Source organism: Catenuloplanes niger, from assembly GCF_031458255.1.
GTDB classification, from domain to species: Bacteria; Actinomycetota; Actinomycetes; order Mycobacteriales; family Micromonosporaceae; genus Catenuloplanes; species Catenuloplanes niger.
The window spans coordinates 7,107,184-7,124,799 of the sequence record NZ_JAVDYC010000001.1; the positions used below are offsets into that span (position 1 = coordinate 7,107,184).

Annotated in this window: 9 protein-coding genes; 5 read left to right on the plus strand and 4 right to left on the minus strand. The window is 75.2% G+C overall.

Features of this window, described 5'->3' with window-relative positions; all coding sequences use genetic code 11:
- Positions 1–47: 47 nt before the first annotated feature.
- Complete coding sequence (locus tag J2S44_RS31010) at positions 48–5,585, plus strand: Ig-like domain-containing protein (protein ID WP_310421099.1); 5,538 nt, start codon at positions 48–50, stop codon at positions 5,583–5,585.
- 18 nt (positions 5,586–5,603) lie between these two features.
- Here J2S44_RS31010 and J2S44_RS31015 read toward each other — a convergent pair whose 3' ends face one another.
- Together J2S44_RS31015 and J2S44_RS31020 are read right to left on the minus strand one after the other, a co-directional pair.
- Complete coding sequence (locus J2S44_RS31015; RefSeq protein ID WP_310421101.1) at positions 5,604–6,788, minus strand: MarP family serine protease; 1,185 nt, start codon at positions 6,786–6,788, stop codon at positions 5,604–5,606.
- 38 nt (positions 6,789–6,826) lie between these two features.
- Positions 6,827–7,282 (minus strand): YybH family protein, encoded by a 456-nt coding sequence (locus J2S44_RS31020; RefSeq protein ID WP_310421103.1) that lies wholly within the window; start codon positions 7,280–7,282, stop codon positions 6,827–6,829.
- Positions 7,283–7,369: 87 nt separating this feature from the next.
- Between J2S44_RS31020 and J2S44_RS31025 the strand changes: the two genes are divergently transcribed.
- A complete protein-coding gene (locus J2S44_RS31025) occupies positions 7,370–8,005 on the plus strand; it encodes a MarR family winged helix-turn-helix transcriptional regulator (protein WP_310421105.1) in 636 nt (211 codons plus the stop codon).
- A 24-nt stretch (positions 8,006–8,029) separates the two neighbouring features.
- On the opposite strand, the gene J2S44_RS31030 is transcribed toward J2S44_RS31025, so the two are convergent.
- A complete protein-coding gene (locus J2S44_RS31030) occupies positions 8,030–9,802 on the minus strand; it encodes a VWA domain-containing protein (protein ID WP_310421108.1) in 1,773 nt (590 codons plus the stop codon).
- Between the two features lie 186 nt (positions 9,803–9,988).
- Between J2S44_RS31030 and J2S44_RS31035 the strand changes: the two genes are divergently transcribed.
- A complete protein-coding gene (locus J2S44_RS31035; RefSeq protein WP_310421110.1) occupies positions 9,989–14,047 on the plus strand; it encodes a DUF6318 family protein in 4,059 nt (1,352 codons plus the stop codon).
- Between the two features lie 19 nt (positions 14,048–14,066).
- Positions 14,067–15,245, plus strand: coding sequence for a sulfotransferase family protein (locus tag J2S44_RS31040; RefSeq protein WP_310421112.1), 1,179 nt, complete (start codon positions 14,067–14,069; stop codon positions 15,243–15,245).
- A 40-nt stretch (positions 15,246–15,285) separates the two neighbouring features.
- Here J2S44_RS31040 and J2S44_RS31045 read toward each other — a convergent pair whose 3' ends face one another.
- Positions 15,286–16,716 (minus strand): alpha-amylase, encoded by a 1,431-nt coding sequence (locus J2S44_RS31045; protein ID WP_310421113.1) that lies wholly within the window; start codon positions 16,714–16,716, stop codon positions 15,286–15,288.
- 207 nt (positions 16,717–16,923) lie between these two features.
- Here J2S44_RS31045 and J2S44_RS31050 point away from each other — a divergent pair, with 207 nt between their 5' ends.
- A complete protein-coding gene (locus J2S44_RS31050; RefSeq protein ID WP_310421115.1) occupies positions 16,924–17,580 on the plus strand; it encodes a hypothetical protein in 657 nt (218 codons plus the stop codon).
- The last annotated feature ends 36 nt before the right edge of the window (positions 17,581–17,616 follow it).

Here is a 17,616-nt window from a genome sequence, read left to right on the forward strand (position 1 = left end):
GGCCGATCGGGGCGTCGACAGAGCCGTCGCCGTAACCGGGAGGCCGCATGCCGCACACGGCACGCCGCGTCGCCGCCATCGCGTTGACCATGTCGCTGGTGCCGCTGGCCGCGCCGGCCGTCGGCCCGGCCGGCCCGGCGGCCGCGTCGGTACTGCCCCGGTGCGGTGACGCCGGCACCCCCGCGGTGGTGGCGCTGCACGACCCGCACTTCTACGTCGACTCGGCCAGTACGGCCCGGCTGATGTCCGCCTACGCCGGATACCGGGTCGAGGCCGGGCCGTCCGCGCGCTCCCGCCTGTGGCTGCAGCTGAGCGGCTTCACCGGTGGCGTCGTCGGCCTGGCGGCGGGCCAGCCGGCCCACACCGCGCTGCCGGCGCTGCCCGGTGGCGGCAGCGCGGCGCGGTACCTGCTGCTGACCGCGACCGGCACGACCACGGTCCCGCAGGGCCACACGGTCACGCTGTACGACGGCGCACCCGCCTCCGGGACGCCGCTGTGCAGCCGCGCGTTCACCTACACGGACGTGGTCGACACGATCAAGGCGCTGGCGAACAAGGTGCAGAGCGTGACCACGTCCACGCCGGCGGCCACGGCCCGGCTCGGCGACGTGGTCACGGTGAGCGTGCAGGGCGACACCGGCACGCTCGGCGCCGGCCCACCGAACGATCCCGGCGTGCTGGCCTACACCCCGAACGCGCTCGCCGGCTTCCCGGCCGGGGCGTGGCGGCTGGAACGCACCGAACTGCTGATCTCCCCGGACGGCGTCGCCCCGCCGGTCACCTACGTCGACCGGCTCTACCTCACCGGCGCCGGCGGCCCCGCCCGCCCGTACACCGCGCGGTACGTGTTCCGGGCGACCGGGCCGAGCGAGTCCGCCGCGCCGCTCAAGCCGATCCAGTACATCGCCAGCGGCACCCAGGTCAAACACACCGACATCGGGGGTACGGCACTCGGTGCGCTGCCCGCGGTCTCCGCGACCGCGCCGGTCACGCTCGGCAAGGAGGTCACCGCGCCGGCCGGTGCGATCCTGCCGGCCGGCGGTGGCGTCGCCTCGTACACGCTGACGCTGACCAACGCCGCGGACACCGCCGGCCTCGTCGACTGGGTGTCCGACACGCTGCCCGCCGACGCCGCCTACCAGCCCGGGACCATGCGGATCGCCGGCCGGGCGGCCGCGGACCCGGACGTCGACGGGCGCACGCTGATCGTGCAGGGCCCGATCGGCGTACCGGCCGGTGGCAGCACCACGATGTCGTACTCGGTGCTGCTCGGGCCGACCACCGGGGCGCGGGCCAACTCCGCGGTGGCGCACTTCGGCACGGTCGTCCTGGACCGCAGCGCCGACGTGACCGCCTCCGCGCCGGCCGGCGCCGAGGTGACCGTGCTCGGCGCCGGCGGCCTCAGCCTGCCGGACGCGTCCGTATCCACCACCGCCGGCAACCCGGTCACCGTCACCCCGCTGGACGGTGTCACCGCACCGTCCGGGCTGCCGCTGCGGATCACCTCGCTCGGCACGCCGGCCGGCGGCGGCGCGGCCGTGCTCGGGGCGGACGGGACGGTCACCTACAACCCCGCTCCCGGCGCCTCCGGCACGGTGACGTTCACGTACTCGGCCACGGACGGGCACAGCACCGGCGGCGCGACCGTCACCGTGGCGGTCCGGCCGGTCGCGGCCGCCGACCTGTACAGCACCGGGAAGAGCGCCACGCTCACCGCGAGCACCGGTGTGCTGGCCAACGACGCCTGCACCGGCTGCACGGTCAGCACGACGCCGGTCGCCGGGCCGCGGCTGAACGGCGCGGTGAGCGGGACACTGACGCTGTCCGGCGACGGCACGTTCACGTACGTGCCGGCGTCGAACGCCACCGGCACGGTCACGTTCACCTACCGGGCCACCGACGCGGCCGGGCGCGGCACCGACGGCGACGTCACCATCAACGTCGCTGACCTCGCCCCGGACTACGCCACCACCGCGTACCAGACCGCGATCAACCCGCTGCCGTTGCAGGCCAACGACCCTGGGTGCAGCAACGCCTGCCGGCCGCAGGCGGGCGGCGCACCCGCGCTCGGCACGGTCGTCTACCCGACGGGCGGCGGCAGCGTCGTCACATACACCCCGAACGCCGGCACCTGGGGGCTGGACACGTTCTCCTACGGCGTCACCGGCAACAGCGGCGGCGTCACCACCCCGGTCACGATCCTCATCGCCCCGCCGCCGGTGGCCCGGCAGACCACGTACGGCACCGAGGTCGGCGCCGCGCCCCCGTCCGGCGGATCATGCGGGCGCTGCGTCTACGCCCCGGGGACCGCGCCCGCGCACGGGACGGTCACGGTCGACCCGGACACCGGCGCGTCCACGTACCGGCCGGCCGCCGGGTACGCCGGTGCGGACGCCTACACGTACCAGGTGCGCGACCCGGTCACCGGCCTGCGCGTCACCGGCACCGTCTCGGTCACGGTCGGCCCACGTGCCGTCGACGACACCGCGGCCGTGCTGCTCGGCGACAGCGTCACCGGCGACGCGGCCGGCAACGACGCCTGCCCGGCCACCTGCACGCGGACGCTGGTGACCGGGCCGCCGTCCGGCACGCTGACGCTGCACCCGGACGGGACCTACACCTACACCCCGGGCGGCGACATCGGTACGTTCACCGCCACCTACCGGATCGCCAGCTCGGTCTCCGGGCCGGTCACCGCGGACGGCACCATCACGCTGACCGTCCGCGGCGCGGTCGACGACACCGCCACCACCGCGCCCGGCCAGGCGGTCACCGTCGACGTGCGCGCCAACGACCCGTGCACCGGGTGCGCGCTCACCGCGGTCGGCGCGCCGCCGTCCGGCACGGCCGGGATCAGCGGCGGCGCGGTCGTCTTCACCCCGGTCGCCGGGTTCACCGGGCGCGCCCGGGTGCCGTACACGCTGACCCGTGGCGGCGCCACCACGACCGCGACCGTGGTCGTCACCGTCACGCCGCGCGCCGTGGACGACGCCGTCACCACCGTCGCCGGGACGCCGGTGGAAGTGCTGCCGCTCGCGAACGACCTGTGCGCCGGCTGCACGCTCGCCATCACCGGGCCACCCGCCACCGGTACGGCGACCGTCGACGGGGACGTGGTCACGTACACGCCGGCCGGCGCCGGCACGGTCACGGTCGGTTACGTCCTCACGGATCCGTCGGGCGCGACCGCCACCGGCACCGTCACGGTCCGGGTGGCCGCGGCGCCGGATGTGCGGCCGGACGGCGCCACCACCACCGGTGCGGCGCCCGTGGTGACGAACGTGCTGGACAACGACGACTGCACCGGGTGCACGATCACGATCACCACGGACCCGGGGTACGGCACCGCGACCGTCGACGTGCGCGGCCGGGCCGTCTACACGGCCGCGCCCGGCTTCAGCGGGGTGGACACCTACCGGTACACCGCGTCGGACCCGGGGACCGGGGCGTACGCGACCGCGACAGTGACCGTGACCGTGGCGCCGCAGGCGCGGGACGACGACGCCGTGACCCGGGTCGGCGTGCCGGTCGACGTGGACGTGCTGACCGACGACGCCTGCACGAACTGCACGCTCGGTACGTCCGTCACGGCCGGCCCGGTCACGGTCGGCAGCGGCGGTGGCACGGTCACCGTCACGCCCGCCGCCGGGTGGACCGGCATCGCGACGGTCACCTACACCGCGACCGACCCGGTGACCGCGCTGAGCAGCACGGCGACGCTCACGGTCGAGGTCGACGACGCCCGGCCCGACTCCGCGACCGCCGCGCCGGGCGCGTCCGTCACCGGGCTGGACGTGCTGGCCAACGACCACTGCCCGGGCTGCGCGGTCACGGCGGTCGGCACCGCGTCGTCCGGCACGGCGTCGTTCCAGGGCGGGACGGTCGGCTGGGCGCCACCGGCGGGCTTCGCCGGGGTCGCGACGTTCGGCTACACCGCCTCGGGCGGGGCACACACGGTGTCGAGCACGGTCCGGATCCTGGTCCCACCCGCGGCGGCGGTGATCGCGGTGCCGGCCGGCCGGGCGGGCACCGTGACACCGGTGCCGCCCGCGGACTGCCCGGCGTGCGTGCTGACCGCGCTGACCAGCCCGGACCACGGCGATGTGGACGAGGCGAGCGGCGGGTTCACGTACACGCCGATGCCCGGGTACACCGGCACCGACGCGTTCGAGTACCGGCTCACCGACCGCGTGTCGAAGCGGACCGTCACGGCGACGGCGACGCTGGACGTCGCGGTGCGGGCGGCCGCGCCGGGCCTGACCGTCACGGCGGAGGCGGCGCCCGGGCCGGTGACGCCCGTGCCCGGGGTGAGCCACACCTGGGGGTGGACGGTCACGAACAGCGGCGATCAGGTGCTGCGGTCGATCACGGCGGTCGCGAACGACGGGGGAGCGGTCAGCTGCCCGGCGACCACGCTCACGGTCGGCGCCGGCATGCGGTGCACGGCTGCGCGGGTGTTCACCCAGGCGCAGCGCGACGCGGGGGAGGCGAGGGTCCGGCTGACCGTGACCGGCACGCCGGACGCGGGCAGCGCCGTCACGGACGACGACGAGGCCGTGGTGGTGCTGGCCGGGGACACGCCGCCGGCACCGTCGGCGAGCCCGTCGGCGCCGGCCTCGCCGCTGCCGTCGGTGTCCGCGTCCGCGGTGCCGAGTCCGGCTCCGTCGCCGTCGGTCGGCCCCTCGCCGGACGTCTCGCCCAGCCCGTCCCCGAGTGCGTCGCCGACCGCGTCACCGACCGCGTCACCGAGCGCTTCTCCCAGCCCGTCGCCGAGTGCCCCACCGAGTGCGTCTCCCACCGTGTCGCCGTCGCCGGCCGACGGTCCGCCGCCCGTCGGCGACGCCCTGGTCACCGGCGTGATCTGGTTCGACCGCAACCAGGACGGCGACCGCGACGACGGCGAGTGGCCGCTGCCCGGCGTCCCGGTCCAGCTCCGTGAGGCACCGTCCGTCGCCGCCGCGCTCGCGGCGGTCAGCACGATCACCGCCGCCCCGCCGGTGCGATCCGTCACCACCGGCCCGGACGGCGGCTACCGGTTCGGCAGCCTGCCCGGCGGCGCGTACCGGGTGACCGCCGTGGTCGACGCCGCCGGCTTCGCGTACACCTCGGACAGCGACGGCCGGGCGGACTGGACCGTCACCGTCCGGACCGGTGAGTCCGGCGCGGCGGTCGCGGAGTTCGCCGGCATCGGCCGTGGCTCCGTCAACGGCACCATCTACAACAGCGGCACCGGCGACCCGATCGGCGGTGCGGCCGTGACCTGCCGCTGGGCCGGCCTGGACGACACCCTGCGCACCACGGACGACGTCCTGATGGCCGTCGGCGCGGCCGGATCGGGGCGCTTCGCACTCAGCCGGCTGCCGTTCGGCACGTACGAGTGCGGCGGCCGCGACCCGCGCACCGGCGCGACCTCCGCCGTCACCCAGGTCTCGGTGATGAGCACCGAACGGCGGTACGTCCCGCTGCCGGTCAGCGGCAGCCGTCCCCTTCCGGTCACCGGCGACCGGGTCGGCACGCTGGTCGCCGCCGGCCTGCTGCTGCTCCTCGCCGGCGCCGCCGTGACCCGAGTCGGCCGCCGTCACTGACCGGCGGCCCGCCGGACGTCAGGTGCCGGTGCACTCGCCGGTGCCGGTGGCGCGGACCGCGTCCAGGCCGGACCGGGCGACCGGGGCGGCCTCGGCCGCGGTGAGCGCGAAGCCGGTCTCCGGGTCGCTGGCCGAGGCCGCGAAGATGACGCCGAGCACGTTGCCGCGCGCGTCGATCAGCGGGCCGCCGGAGTTGCCGCTGCGGACCAGCGCCCGGATCGTGTAGATCTCGCGGGTGACCTCGCCGGACAGGTACAGGTCCGGGCCGCGCTGGTCCTGGACCTGGCGGATCCGGGCCGGCTGCGCGTTGTACGGGCCGTCGAGCGGGAAGCCGAGCACGACCGCGCCCTCGCCCTGCGCGCCGGGGTCCGCCGACCATCGCATGGCCGGGGCGCCCAGGCCGGGCACGTAGATGACGGCCAGGTCGCGGTCCGGGTCGTAGACGGTCACCCGGCCGGTCAGCGACGACGTGCCGGCCTCCACCGTGACCGTGTCCGTGCCGGCCACCACGTGCGCGTTCGTCATCACGCGCTCGGTCGCGTAGACGAAGCCGGAGCCCTCCAGCCGCCGCTCGCAGCCGCCCGCCACGCCCAGCACCTTGACCACGGACTGCCGGGCCCGTTCCACCGCGGCGGACCGGACGAGCGCCGGGTCCGGTGGTGCCACCCGGGGCGCCCGGGTGTCGTCCAGGCCGCCGAAGACCTCCGGGAAGCCACGCGTGTTCAGCGTCTGCCGCAGGCCCTGGGAGAGCACCTCCGCCTGGTCCGGCATCACCCGGTCGACCGCGCCGAGCACGTAGCTGCCCTGGATCGAGCGGGCCAGCCACGGCACGGACGACGACGCCAGCGGCACCGCCACCAGCCAGGCGACCAGCAGCACCGCCAGGCCCGACATCACCGCGCCGCCGATCTCGTCGGCGCGCTGCCCGGCCGGGTTCACGATCCCGTACCGCAGCCGGGTGGCGAACCAGCCGGCCAGCGCCTGCGTCGCGACCGCGATCAGGAACACCACCAGCAGCGACACGACCACCCGCAGGCCCGGGTCGGCGAGCCGGGCCGCGATCACCGGGCCGATCTGCAGCCCGAGCAGCGCGCCGCTGAAGAAGCCGGCGAAGGACATCGTCCCCACCACGAAGCCCTGCCGGTAGCCACTCGCCGCGAACAGCAGCACCAGCAGCAGGAGAACGACATCGGTCATGAACACGCGTCAAGGGTAGGGGTACGCTCCCGGACGCCTCCGGGTCATCCGAAGTAGCCCATCGCCTCCTCGGCCGGGATCGGCGTCACCGCGGTCTGGTCCCGGACGATGTGCCAGCTCCGGTCCGGCGTGCGCCGCCAGACCAGCGAGTTGTGGCACCGCAGGTGACTGGTCTCGCCCTCGGCGGTGGTGAGCACCGCGATGAAGATCATGCGGCTGGCCGCGAGGTCGCCGGAGACCAGCACCTCCGGCTCCGCCTCGATCGCGTGGGCCGCGGAGCGCAGCGCCTGGAACCCCGGCCAGAACGCGTCCGCGTAGTCCTGGACCTTCCGGAAGGTACGGCGCTGCGGGTCGGCCTCGTCGAAGAGAATCACGTCGGCGTCGAAGTCGTAGTAGCGGCCGAACACGTCGTGGAAGTCGCGCGGCGGGGCACCCTCGACCCGGTCCCACCCGAAGATCCACTCTCGCTGCATCGCCGCTACGGTCCGCTCCTGTGTCATGCCGACCACGGTAGGCAGCGCGCCGGGACGGGAACCAGGGTGCACCGCACCCCGGCACGTAGACTGCGGGTCCGGGAGGTCGAGCGCATGGAGGACGTTCCGGGGCCGCCACCGGCCACGCAACTGCTGATCGGGCTGGCCCGGCTGGGGCAGGCGGTCCGGATGGACGCGTGGCGCAACGCGGGCCCGCTCAACCTGACCCCGTTGCAGGCCGACATCCTGACGCTGCTGCACGGCGCCCGCACCCCGCTCCGCCAGGGTGACCTGGTCGCGGCGCTCGCCTCGACCGCACCCACGGTGTCGGACGCGGTGAAGGCGCTGCGCCGCAAGGAACTGCTGGCGGCGGCGCGTGACCCGGGTGACGCCCGGGTGCTGCGGCTCAGCCTGACCGAGGCCGGCCGCGCCGAGGCCGGCCGGCTGACCGAGGTGTCCGACACGCTCGGCGGTGCCGTCTCCGCGCTGCCCGAGGAGGACTTCGCGGCGCTGCTGCGCGGCACCGTCACGCTGATCCGCGAACTCCAGGACCGGCGGGCGATCCCGGTCTCGCGGATGTGCCTGACCTGCCGGTTCTTCGTGCCGGACGCGCACCCCGCGGAGACCGGGAAGCCACACCACTGCAACGTCGTGGACGCGCCGTTCGGCGACGCGGAGCTGCGCGTCGCCTGCCCCGACCACGAGCCCCGCGGACAGCCGCACCGCCGGTTCCCGGGCGAGGGCCGGTGACGTCCCGGCCCCCGCCGCGAGCGTCTACTGCAGGCGGCCGGTGAAGGCCAGGACCAGCGTCTCGATCGCGGAGCCGGGCTCGCGCAGCACCAGGTTCCGGCCGCCGGCCGCGGTCGCGACCCGCTCCAGCGACTCCGCGTCCGCGTCCGGGCCGACCGCGATCGTGACCACCTGGACCGGCTTCTCCTTGATCTGCTCCTTGCCCAGCTTCTCGGTCAGCTGCTCCAGGGTCAGGCCGGTCGCGACCTCGTTCGCGCCGTCCGTGATGATCACGACCGAGTTCGTGCTGCCGGCCTCCCACTGCTTCTGCATGGTCTTGAACGCGTCGTAGACCGTGTCGTACAGCGGCGTGTCACCCTCGGCCCGCAGCTTTCCGACGGACTCGGTCAGCGCCTGCGCGCGCGGCACCGCACCGGCCATCGCCGGGTACGGCCCGAACGGCACCAGCTCCCGGTGCGGCTCACCACCGCGCCCGGAGAACTCCCACAGCCCGATGCTCATCGTGTGCGGCAACAGGTTGAAGCCGGTGCCGGCGGTCTGCTGCAACAGCGCCAGCCGGTTCAGCTGGGTGCCCGGCACCGGCTTGGTCATCGACCCGGACGTGTCCAGCACGACCAGCAGGTTCACCTTGCGCTGCAGGTCCGCCCAGGCGGCCATCACCTGGCTCAGCCGCTCCGGCGTGATCGGGGCCCGCGCGGCCGGCGGCGTGGCCGGGTAACCACCGGCGGACGGCAGCACCGCGGTGTCCGCCACCGTGCCGTCCGGCGCCCGCAGGTAGTGCCGGGACAGGATCGCCCGCGCCTCCGCACCGGTCAGGTACTCCCGGATCTCCGCGACCGCGGCCCGGTCCCGCTCGGACACCCAGTCCGCGGTCAGCGGCACGAACGGGAAGTCCGCCACGAACGTCTGCTGCGGGTCGTACACCGGGGCCATCTCGCCGCCCGGGTGCGCCGCGTTGAACTCCGCGACCTCCTTCTCCAGCGCGGGGAACGCGGCCACCACCGAATTCGGGTCGACCGCGGCCGCGGTGGTCTGCGCCGCGAAGAACACGCTCGCGTCCGGCGCGAACCCGCCGACCACCCGGCTCACCTGCAGGCCCGCGATCAGCTGCTGCTCACCCAGCTCGCCGGTGCCGGTCGGGTCCAGGATGGACAGCACGGACGCCAGCCCGGCCGTCGACGTCGCCGGGTCGGTCAACCCGACCCGCGCGTTCGCGTACTCCGGATGGCCGGCCTTCGCCCACACGTCCGGCTGGGACAGCGCACCGATCACGTCCTGCCGGCCCAGCTGCTTCTGCGGCCAGCCCAGCGCACCGGCCATCGGCTTGCGCAGCGCCAGCACGGCCGGGGACGAGGCGATGCTGGTGCCCTCCGCGGTCAGCAGCGCGGCCGCCTCCGGCCGCGAACCGGCCACGCTCAGCCAGACGCTGGAGTCCGGCACCCACACGTCCGGCTTGTCGCCGTCCCGGGCCGGGTCCCAGCCGGGGCCGACCGCGGCCGCGGCCTGCCCGGACTCCTGCACGACGGTACGCGCGGTCAGGCACGCGCCGTCGACGGCCGGCCGCGTCGCGTTCCACTTCGCGACCGCCTGGTTGAGCGCCGGCTCCACGGCCGGGGACGCCACCACGGTGACCGTCGACGACGACATGCACCGGCCGGCCAGCGACAGCATGCCCTGCTGCCACAGCACACCGATCGTGCCGGCCACCACGGCCAGGCAGAGCAGGATCACCAGAAATATGCGAAGCACGGTCAGGCCGGGCCGGCGGCGCCGGGCGACCACGCCGTTTGAATCCATGGATGTCTACCTTTCCCAGGATTTGACGTGCGTACGGTATGCGCCGCCAGGCATTTCGTGGGTGCATTGTGAACAAGACGGCAACATCGGTGATTCGTGAACGCGGGCCCCCTCCTCTCCGTTGCCAGGGTCGTTGCTCCGGCCCGGGCGGCCTCGTCCGGGCGCACCCTTGGCGCGGACGGTGGGATGACGGTGCAGAAGGTGCTGGCCGGCAGGTACGAGCTGCGATCACCGGCCGGGGTCGGGCCGCACGGCACGCTGTGGCGCGCGGACGTGCGCGGCACCGCGGACACCCGCGCGGTGAAACTGCTGTCCAGCGAGTACGCCCGGGACGAACGGCTGGTGAACCGGCTGGTCCGGGACGCGCCGGTGCTCGGCGAGCGGGTGCATCCCGCCTGGGTGCCGGTCATCGAGGTGATCGCGGAGGACGACACGGTCGCGCTCGTCTCCGACCTGATCGGCGGCGTGGACCTGCGCCGCCGGCTGTCCCGGACCGGGCCGGTGCCGCTCGCGGAGGCCCTCGCGATCGCGGCGTCCTGCGCGGACGCACTGGCCGCGGCGCACGAGCGGGGCGTCGTGCACGGCAACCTGAAGCCGAGCAACCTGCTGCTGCCCGCGGCCGGCGAGGTGCGGATCACCGACGCCCGGCTCGACTGGCTCGTCCGCCGCACCGCCGGCCGGCGTACGCCCGAGCCGCCGGAGGACGTCCAGCGCCTGGGCGCGCTGCTCCAAGAGATGATCACCGGTCGCCCGCCGTCCACGGACGCCACGGCCTCGGGTTCCTTCCCCGCACTGAACGCCGAACTGGCCGCACTGGTGAAGACCTGCCTCGCCGCACCGCCCGCCGAACGGCCCACGGCCCGGCAACTGGCCGCACAGCTGCGCGCCCTCACCCCCGGCCCGGCCCGCTCGCCGGCCCCGGCCGGTGACGTTCCACCCGCGGCGGCCGCACCGGCCCCACCACCGGCCGACGGCGGCGCTCTCCCGCCGGTCGCGGGCGGCGGGGTTGGTTCGACCGGCGGTGGCGTTCGCCCGCCGGCCGCGGGCGGTGCCCTCCTGCCGGTCGACGGTGGCGTTCACCCGCCGGCTCTCCCGCCGCTTGCGGGCGGTGCCCACCTGCCGGCCGACGGTGACGTTCACCCGCCGGCTCTCCCGCCGGTCGGGGGCGGTGCCCACCTGCCGGCCGACGGTGACGTTCACCCGCCGGTCGCGGGTGGCGGTTTCCCGCCGGTCGTTGGTGGCGTTCACCCGTCGGCTGTTGGTGACGATCTTCCGCCGGTCGACGGCGGCGCTCTCCCGCCGGTCGCGGGCGGCGGGGTTGGTTCGACCGGCGGCGGCGTTCGCCCGCAGGCCGCGGGCGGTGCCCTCCTGCCGGCCGACGGCGGCGTTCACCTGTCAGCTCTCCCGCCGGTCGCGGGCGGTGCCCACCTGCCGACCGACGGTGACGTTCGCCCGCCGGCTGTTGGTGCTGCCATCCCGCCGGTTGTTGATGACGATCTACCGCCGGTTGTGGGTAGTGCCCACCCGCCGGTCGTTGGTGGCGCTCACCCGCTGGTCGTGGATGGTGAGATTCTGCCGGTAGCGGGCGAACCGGTCCGGGCGCCGGCCGCCGGCCAGCCTCAGCCACCGGCCACGGGTGATCGGCTTGCGGCGGTGGAGGAAGCCGCCCGGCCGCCGGCCGCCGGTGGAGCTCAGCCACCGGTCGGCAGCGGCGGCCACCTGCCGACGGCGACCGGTGATCGTCAGTTGCCGTCCGTGTCCGGTGAGCGTCAGCTGCCGTCGGCGGCGGGTGAGCGTCAGCTGCCGTCGGGGACCGGTGAGCGTCAGTTGCCGTCGGGGGTCGGGGAGCGGCAGCCGCCGTCCGTGACCGGGGAGCACCAGCAGCCCTCCGCGACGGGACAAACCGGTTATACCGGGCGGCGGCGAGCGGAGCCGAACGATGTGGATCCGCAGCCGCGCGGCGCCGGGCCCGGTCCGAGCGGTATGCCCCCGGCGCGGACCTCTCCCTACAGCAGCGGGGGGATGCCCGCGTGGAATTCGCCGACCAGCAGCGGCGCCCGGCGTCTGCAGACGGCGATGCTGCTGCGGGGCCTCCCGATGCCGCGGCCCGCCGACCGGACGCCGGCAACACCTGCGCCGGAGGGCCCGGCCGCGGCCCCCGGCGCCACGCCGACGGCGGGGGATCCGCCGACCTTCGCGGAGCCCGGCGCGACGCCGCGCCGGTCCGCGTCCGACGGACCGTCCCGGACCGCCGCGGACCGAGGGCCGTCGCGGAGCTTCCCGTCCACCGCGAACCCGCCGGCCCCGGCCGCGCGGCAGGCGGCGGCCGACCGGACGCAGGTTCCGGAGGCACCGGGTAGGCCCGGTCCGGCCGCGTCGGCGAGCCACGGAACCTTCGCGAATCCGCTGCCCACCGGCGAGCGCCGGGCTTCGGCGGGTTCACCGTCCGCCGCGAGTCGCCATATTCCCACGAACCCGCGAGGCCCCGCGAACCCGTCGTCGGCGGCTCCGCAGGCTGGGGTGGACCCGAGTTCCGATGCGGGCCCGCAGGCCGTTTCCGGCCCGCGGCCCTCCGTGGATCCGCGGGGCACTGCGAGTGCGCCCGCGTCGGGGAGTGCGCCCGCGTCGGGGAGTGCGCCCGCGTCCGGGAGTGCGCAGGCGGCCGGAAGTGCGCACACGGCCGGAAGTGCGCAGGCGGCCGGGACCCAGGCTGCCCCGGAGCGGGACGCGGCCGCATCGGCTCCGGTAACGGCGTCGCCGGGTTCCCGGTCCGCGGCGGCCGGAGCCCGCGAGGACTCGCCGGAGCCGGTGAACCCGCGCGACTCCGGTCGGCTGCCGGTCACCCGGGAGCCGCAGGCCCGCGCCGGGGATCCCGCCGTGACCGAGCAGCCGGTCCCCGGCCGCGGAGATCGCGGCGGCCAGGCCGAATCCGATCGAGGGCACGGCCGGGAGGCACGCCCATCCGGCCCGGTGACGTCGCCGCGATCCCCGGAGCCGCCGGTCATGCCGCCCCGCAAGGCCTCCGGGAACCGGTGGGCCCCCGTGCCGCCCCCGGCGCCGGAGCTCTCGCCGCCCGCCTCGGACCCGGCGGTCCCGGACCGGACTCCGACGACCGGGAAGCCCTCGATCCCGATCGGACCGGCGCCGATCGGGCACCCCTCGGTGCCTCGCACCGATCCCGGCATCCGCCCGGACCGTCCCGCCGCGGGGAACCGGACGCCTCCGCCGTCCGCGTCCCGCCCACAACTCGGTGCGGGTCCCGGCGCGTCCGGGGCCTGGCGCGTGGTCGAGGTACCCACGCCACAGTCCGCCGGCACCACGTGGCCGCCCGGCAGCCCCGCCGGCCCGGCCGCCGCCGGTGCGTTCCCCACCGGCACCGCTTCCGCAGGCCCGGGCGCGCCCGGTTCGGGCCGGACCGGTCCGGCCCGAACCGGTGCGAGCGCGATTGGCGCGGGTGCGACCGGGACCGGCAGGACCGGTCCTGGCACGACCGGGTCGGGCAGAACTGGTTCCGGTTCCGCCGCGGGACCGGGCTCCGACGCTGGTTCCGGATCCGCCACCGATCCCGGCACCGCCGGGTCCGGCCGACCCGGTCCGGCCGGTGGCGGCCGGCCGGCGAACGCCCGCCCGGCTCCCGCGGACCGCCCGCCGGCCCGGTCGCGCCGGCAGCAGACGGTTGCCGCCGCCGGTGTCCTGGCCACCGCGGTCGCCACCGGCGCCGTGCTGCTCGTGGTCAACTACACCACCGGTGGCGGCGGCGGGCCGGACGCGGCGCCGCAGCCACCCGCGGAGAGCGTGACCGCGTCGAACTCCGCGCCGCTGCCGAGCGGCGCGGTGTCGGAGCGCAGCAACGAGGGCGCGAAGCTGTTCGTGCCGTACTTCTTCGGCACGCTGGACCACGCGCTGCGCACCGGGGACACGTCCGCGCTGGCGGCGGCGAGCGACCCGGCCTGCACCGCGTGCGCGGCGGCGATCACGGCGGTCACCGACGCGTACCGGGACGGCGGTGCGATCAAGGATGCCGGGTACGTGGTCCGCAGCGTCAACCCGGACAGCTTCTTCACGCTCGACCGCCCGATCCTGCGCGTGGTCGTCGACCGCAGTCCCGGCACCGTGCTCGGCCCGGACGGCCGGCCGGCCCGCACGCTGCCCCGCCTCACGTTCCTGTCCTGCCAGGTCGCGCTGTCCCGGTCCGGGGACACCTGGGTCGTCAGCGACCTGCAGATCACCGCCCCGCTCGCCTGAACGAACAAGGAACAGCGACATGACGGAAACCTCCGGTCCGCGTCTTGCCCCCTGGGTCGGTCCCGCGAACGCGGTCCTCGGCCTCGCCGACCCGCTGCTGCGTGCCGCGTCCCGGTTCCCGGTGCTGCAACGCGCGGCCGGCCTGGACGACTCCGGTGAGGACGCCGGTTTCCTGGACGGCATGCGGACGCTTCACGAGCACATCCAGGCCGCGGACCTGACGCCGATGGGCCGGATCGCGATGCGGATGGAGGTCGGGCGCCGGCTGACGAACCGCCGCCGGGTGCGTGCGGTGCTCCGGGCCCGCCCCGAGCTCGTGGACTCGCCGGTCGCCCGGCCGGTGTTCGTCACCGGGCTGCCGCGCACCGGCACGTCGCTGCTGCACGGGCTGCTCGGGCACCGTACCGGCGCGCGTGCTCCGATGTTCTGGGAGTTGCTGCACCCGGCCGCGGACGGCGCCGAGGCGGCCGCCCGCCGGTTCTCCACCCGGATGCTGGCCGGGCTGTACTACGCGATGATGCCCGCGATGCGCACCATCCATCCGCTGGCCGCGACCGAGCCGGAGGAGTGCGTGTTCCTGTTGCCGCACAACGGTGTCCACCTGACCCGGGTGCCGATGCCCGGCTACCGGAGCTGGTACGACCGGCACGACTTCACGCCCGACTACGCCTACCTCAAGCGGCAGCTCCAGGTGCTGCAGCGGGACGGCGCGCCGCAGTGGGTGCTCAAGTCCCCGTGCCACCTGGGCCACCTCGACGCGCTGCTGGACGTCTTCCCGGACGCGGTGATCGTGATGACCCGGCGGGATCCGGTGGCGGCGCTCGCGTCCTGGTGCAGCTTCTGCGAGGCGACGCTGCGCATGCACAACCACCGCGTCGACCTGGCCGGGATCGGCCGCACCTGGCTCGATTTCTGGACCCGGGCCGCGGACCGGGCCGGTGCCGTCCGGCGGGACACCGGTGCGGACGTCGTCGACGTGGACTACGCCGACCTGGTGGCCGACCCGGTCGGCAGCACGGCCGCGATCTGGGAGCGGGCCGGCCGCCCGCTGAGCGCGGCGGACCGGGACGCCCTCGCCGCGTTCGCCGGCCGGGACCGCCGCCGCGCCCCCGGCAGTCACCGCTACACGCTGGAGCGGTACGGCCTGGACGAGGCGACCGTGCGCGCCGCGTTCGCCGGTTCGGCCGTGGCACCCTAGGCCCGATCCCGGGCGGCCGATCCCGGGCGGCCGGGACCGGTCAGCGGTAGAGCGCGATCGCGTCCTGGCCGGGGACGGTGGCGGTGAAGCGGCCGGCCGCGTCGACCGTGTACGTGGTGCCGGTGCAGCCGCCGCCCGCGGTGCGTTCGCCGTGCTGGACGTCGCAGTACGTACCGGCCGGCAGCGCGGTCTGGAACGTGCGGGTCAGCGCCGCGGATTCGTGGTTGATCGCCACGTAGGCCCGGTCGCCGCGGCCGAACGCGATCTGGTCGCCACCGTTGTCCCACCAGTTGGTGACCGCGGTGTCACCGGCCGCGTTGCGGAACGCGACCATGTTCTCGATCTGCGGCCACGCGTGCTGGCACTTCCAGCCGTCCGCCCAGCACGCGCCGACGGTGCCGCCGTGCGGTGGGCCCGCGTCCTTGTTCGTCCACTCGTAGCCGGAGTTGACGTCCGGCGAGCCGTACGGCCAGGCCAGCATGAACACGTTCGCCAGCGTGTAGTCCGCGCCGTTCTTGTAGTTGAGCGTGTCGCCGACCCGCTCGGTGTCGTGGTTGTCGACGAACACCGCGGACCGGCCGGACGTGAGGTAGCCCCAGCCCTCGCCGAAGTTCTTCAGGTAGGCCAGGTTCTCGTTCTGGAACACGCGCTTGAGGTCCCGCGCGTACCGGAACTCCTGCACGTCCCCGGTGCCGAGGTACTCGGTGGGGGAGACGGCCTCACCGGCTCCGAGGATCGCCTCCTGCTTCCAGTACGCGCCCGGGTTCCGCGTCTTCGCCTTGATCGCGGCGAGGTCGGCCGCGGCCATGTGCTTGGCCGCGTCGATCCGGTAGCCGTCGACGCCGAGCGAGGCCAGGTCGTCCAGGTACGCCGCGATCCGGCCGCGCACGTAGTCGGTGCCGGTGTGCAGGTCCGCGAGGTTCTCCAGCTCGCAGTCCTGCACGTCGCCGCGATCGGTGTAGTCATCGATCTTCGTGCGGCAGGTGTGGAAGTCCCGGTCCTGGTACGTCCCGGGGTAGGTGTACTTGGTGAAGGCCGTGCCGCCGGTCCCGGTGCCGCTGCCGTGCGCGCTCATGTGGTTGATCACCGAGTCGGCGACCACCCGCACCCCGGCCGCGTGGCAGGCGTCGATCATGGCCTTGAACTGCGCGCGGTTGCCCAGGCGTCCGGCGATCTGATAGCTGACCGGCTGGTACGACGTCCACCACGCCTCACCCTGGATGTGCTCCTGCGGCGGGCTGACCTGCACGTATCCGTATCCGGCCGGGCCCAGCCGGTCGGTGCACTCGCGCGCGACCGAGTCGAACCGCCACTCGAACAGCACGGCCGTGACGTCCCGGTCGCCGGGCGGGGCGGCGTTGGCGTCCGGCCCGGCGGCGACCGATCCGATCGCGAACGCGCCGCCGCCGGCGACCAGGACGGCGGCCGCGATCGCGGCGGAGTACCGGCGGCGTCTACGGACAGTGCTCACGGCGTACCCCCGGACGGGTCTGCTGGTTGTCGGGTCCCCGGAAGCATAGGCGCAGCCAAAACCCACATCAAGATCGGGATTCGTCGATCCTGAGTGGACGGTACGGCCGACGGCGCGGTGACGCGGGGTGCACGCACCGGAGGTTGAGCGAATGCTCAAAAGTCGCTAGGGTCGTTTTAAGCAACCGCTCAACACGGGGGATCTCTCATGAACTGGATGCTGTTCGACCTGCGGCCCGGTCTGCTGGTCAGCCGGATCGTCGCCGCGGCCCTGACCGTCGGTGCCGTCGGCGGCGCCGCGACGATCATGTTCATCGCGGTGTACGCGGACGTCGGCGCGACGCCGGCCGGCCTGGTGCTCGCGGTCGCGGTGCCGGCGGTGCTGCTCGCCCTGACGGCCTGGCAGGTCGCGGCGGAGTCGGGCCGCGTCACGCGCGCGCCGCACCGCCGCCGGCTCGCCTGGACCGTGTCGGCCTCGGTCCTGCTGGTGATGGCCGCGCAGCTCGGCCCGAGGACGTCGGACGTGGACTGGAACGACTTCACCGAGACGCCCTCGATGGCGCTGCTCGGCGCGATCGTCGGCGTGGTCGCGGCCGGTGCCGCGCTGCTCGTGCTGCTGCCGCTGGTGCTGCTGCTGCGGCTGGTCCGGCCCCGGACCGGGCTGCTGTTCGCCCAGCTCTCGATGACGGTGGTGGCGACGGCCGGGACCGCGGGGTGCGTGGGGGCCGTCGCCGTCGACATCCCCGGCTGCGGACCGGTCGTCGGGCTGGCCGCGTCCGTCTCCGGCATCGTGGCCGCCGTCATCGCCCGTCCGGTCCTGTCCGCCCCGCACGTGCCGGCCACCGCGGCCGGCGCCCGGTCCTGAGGCCGCCGGTTCCGCGCCCGGGGTACCGCGGAACCG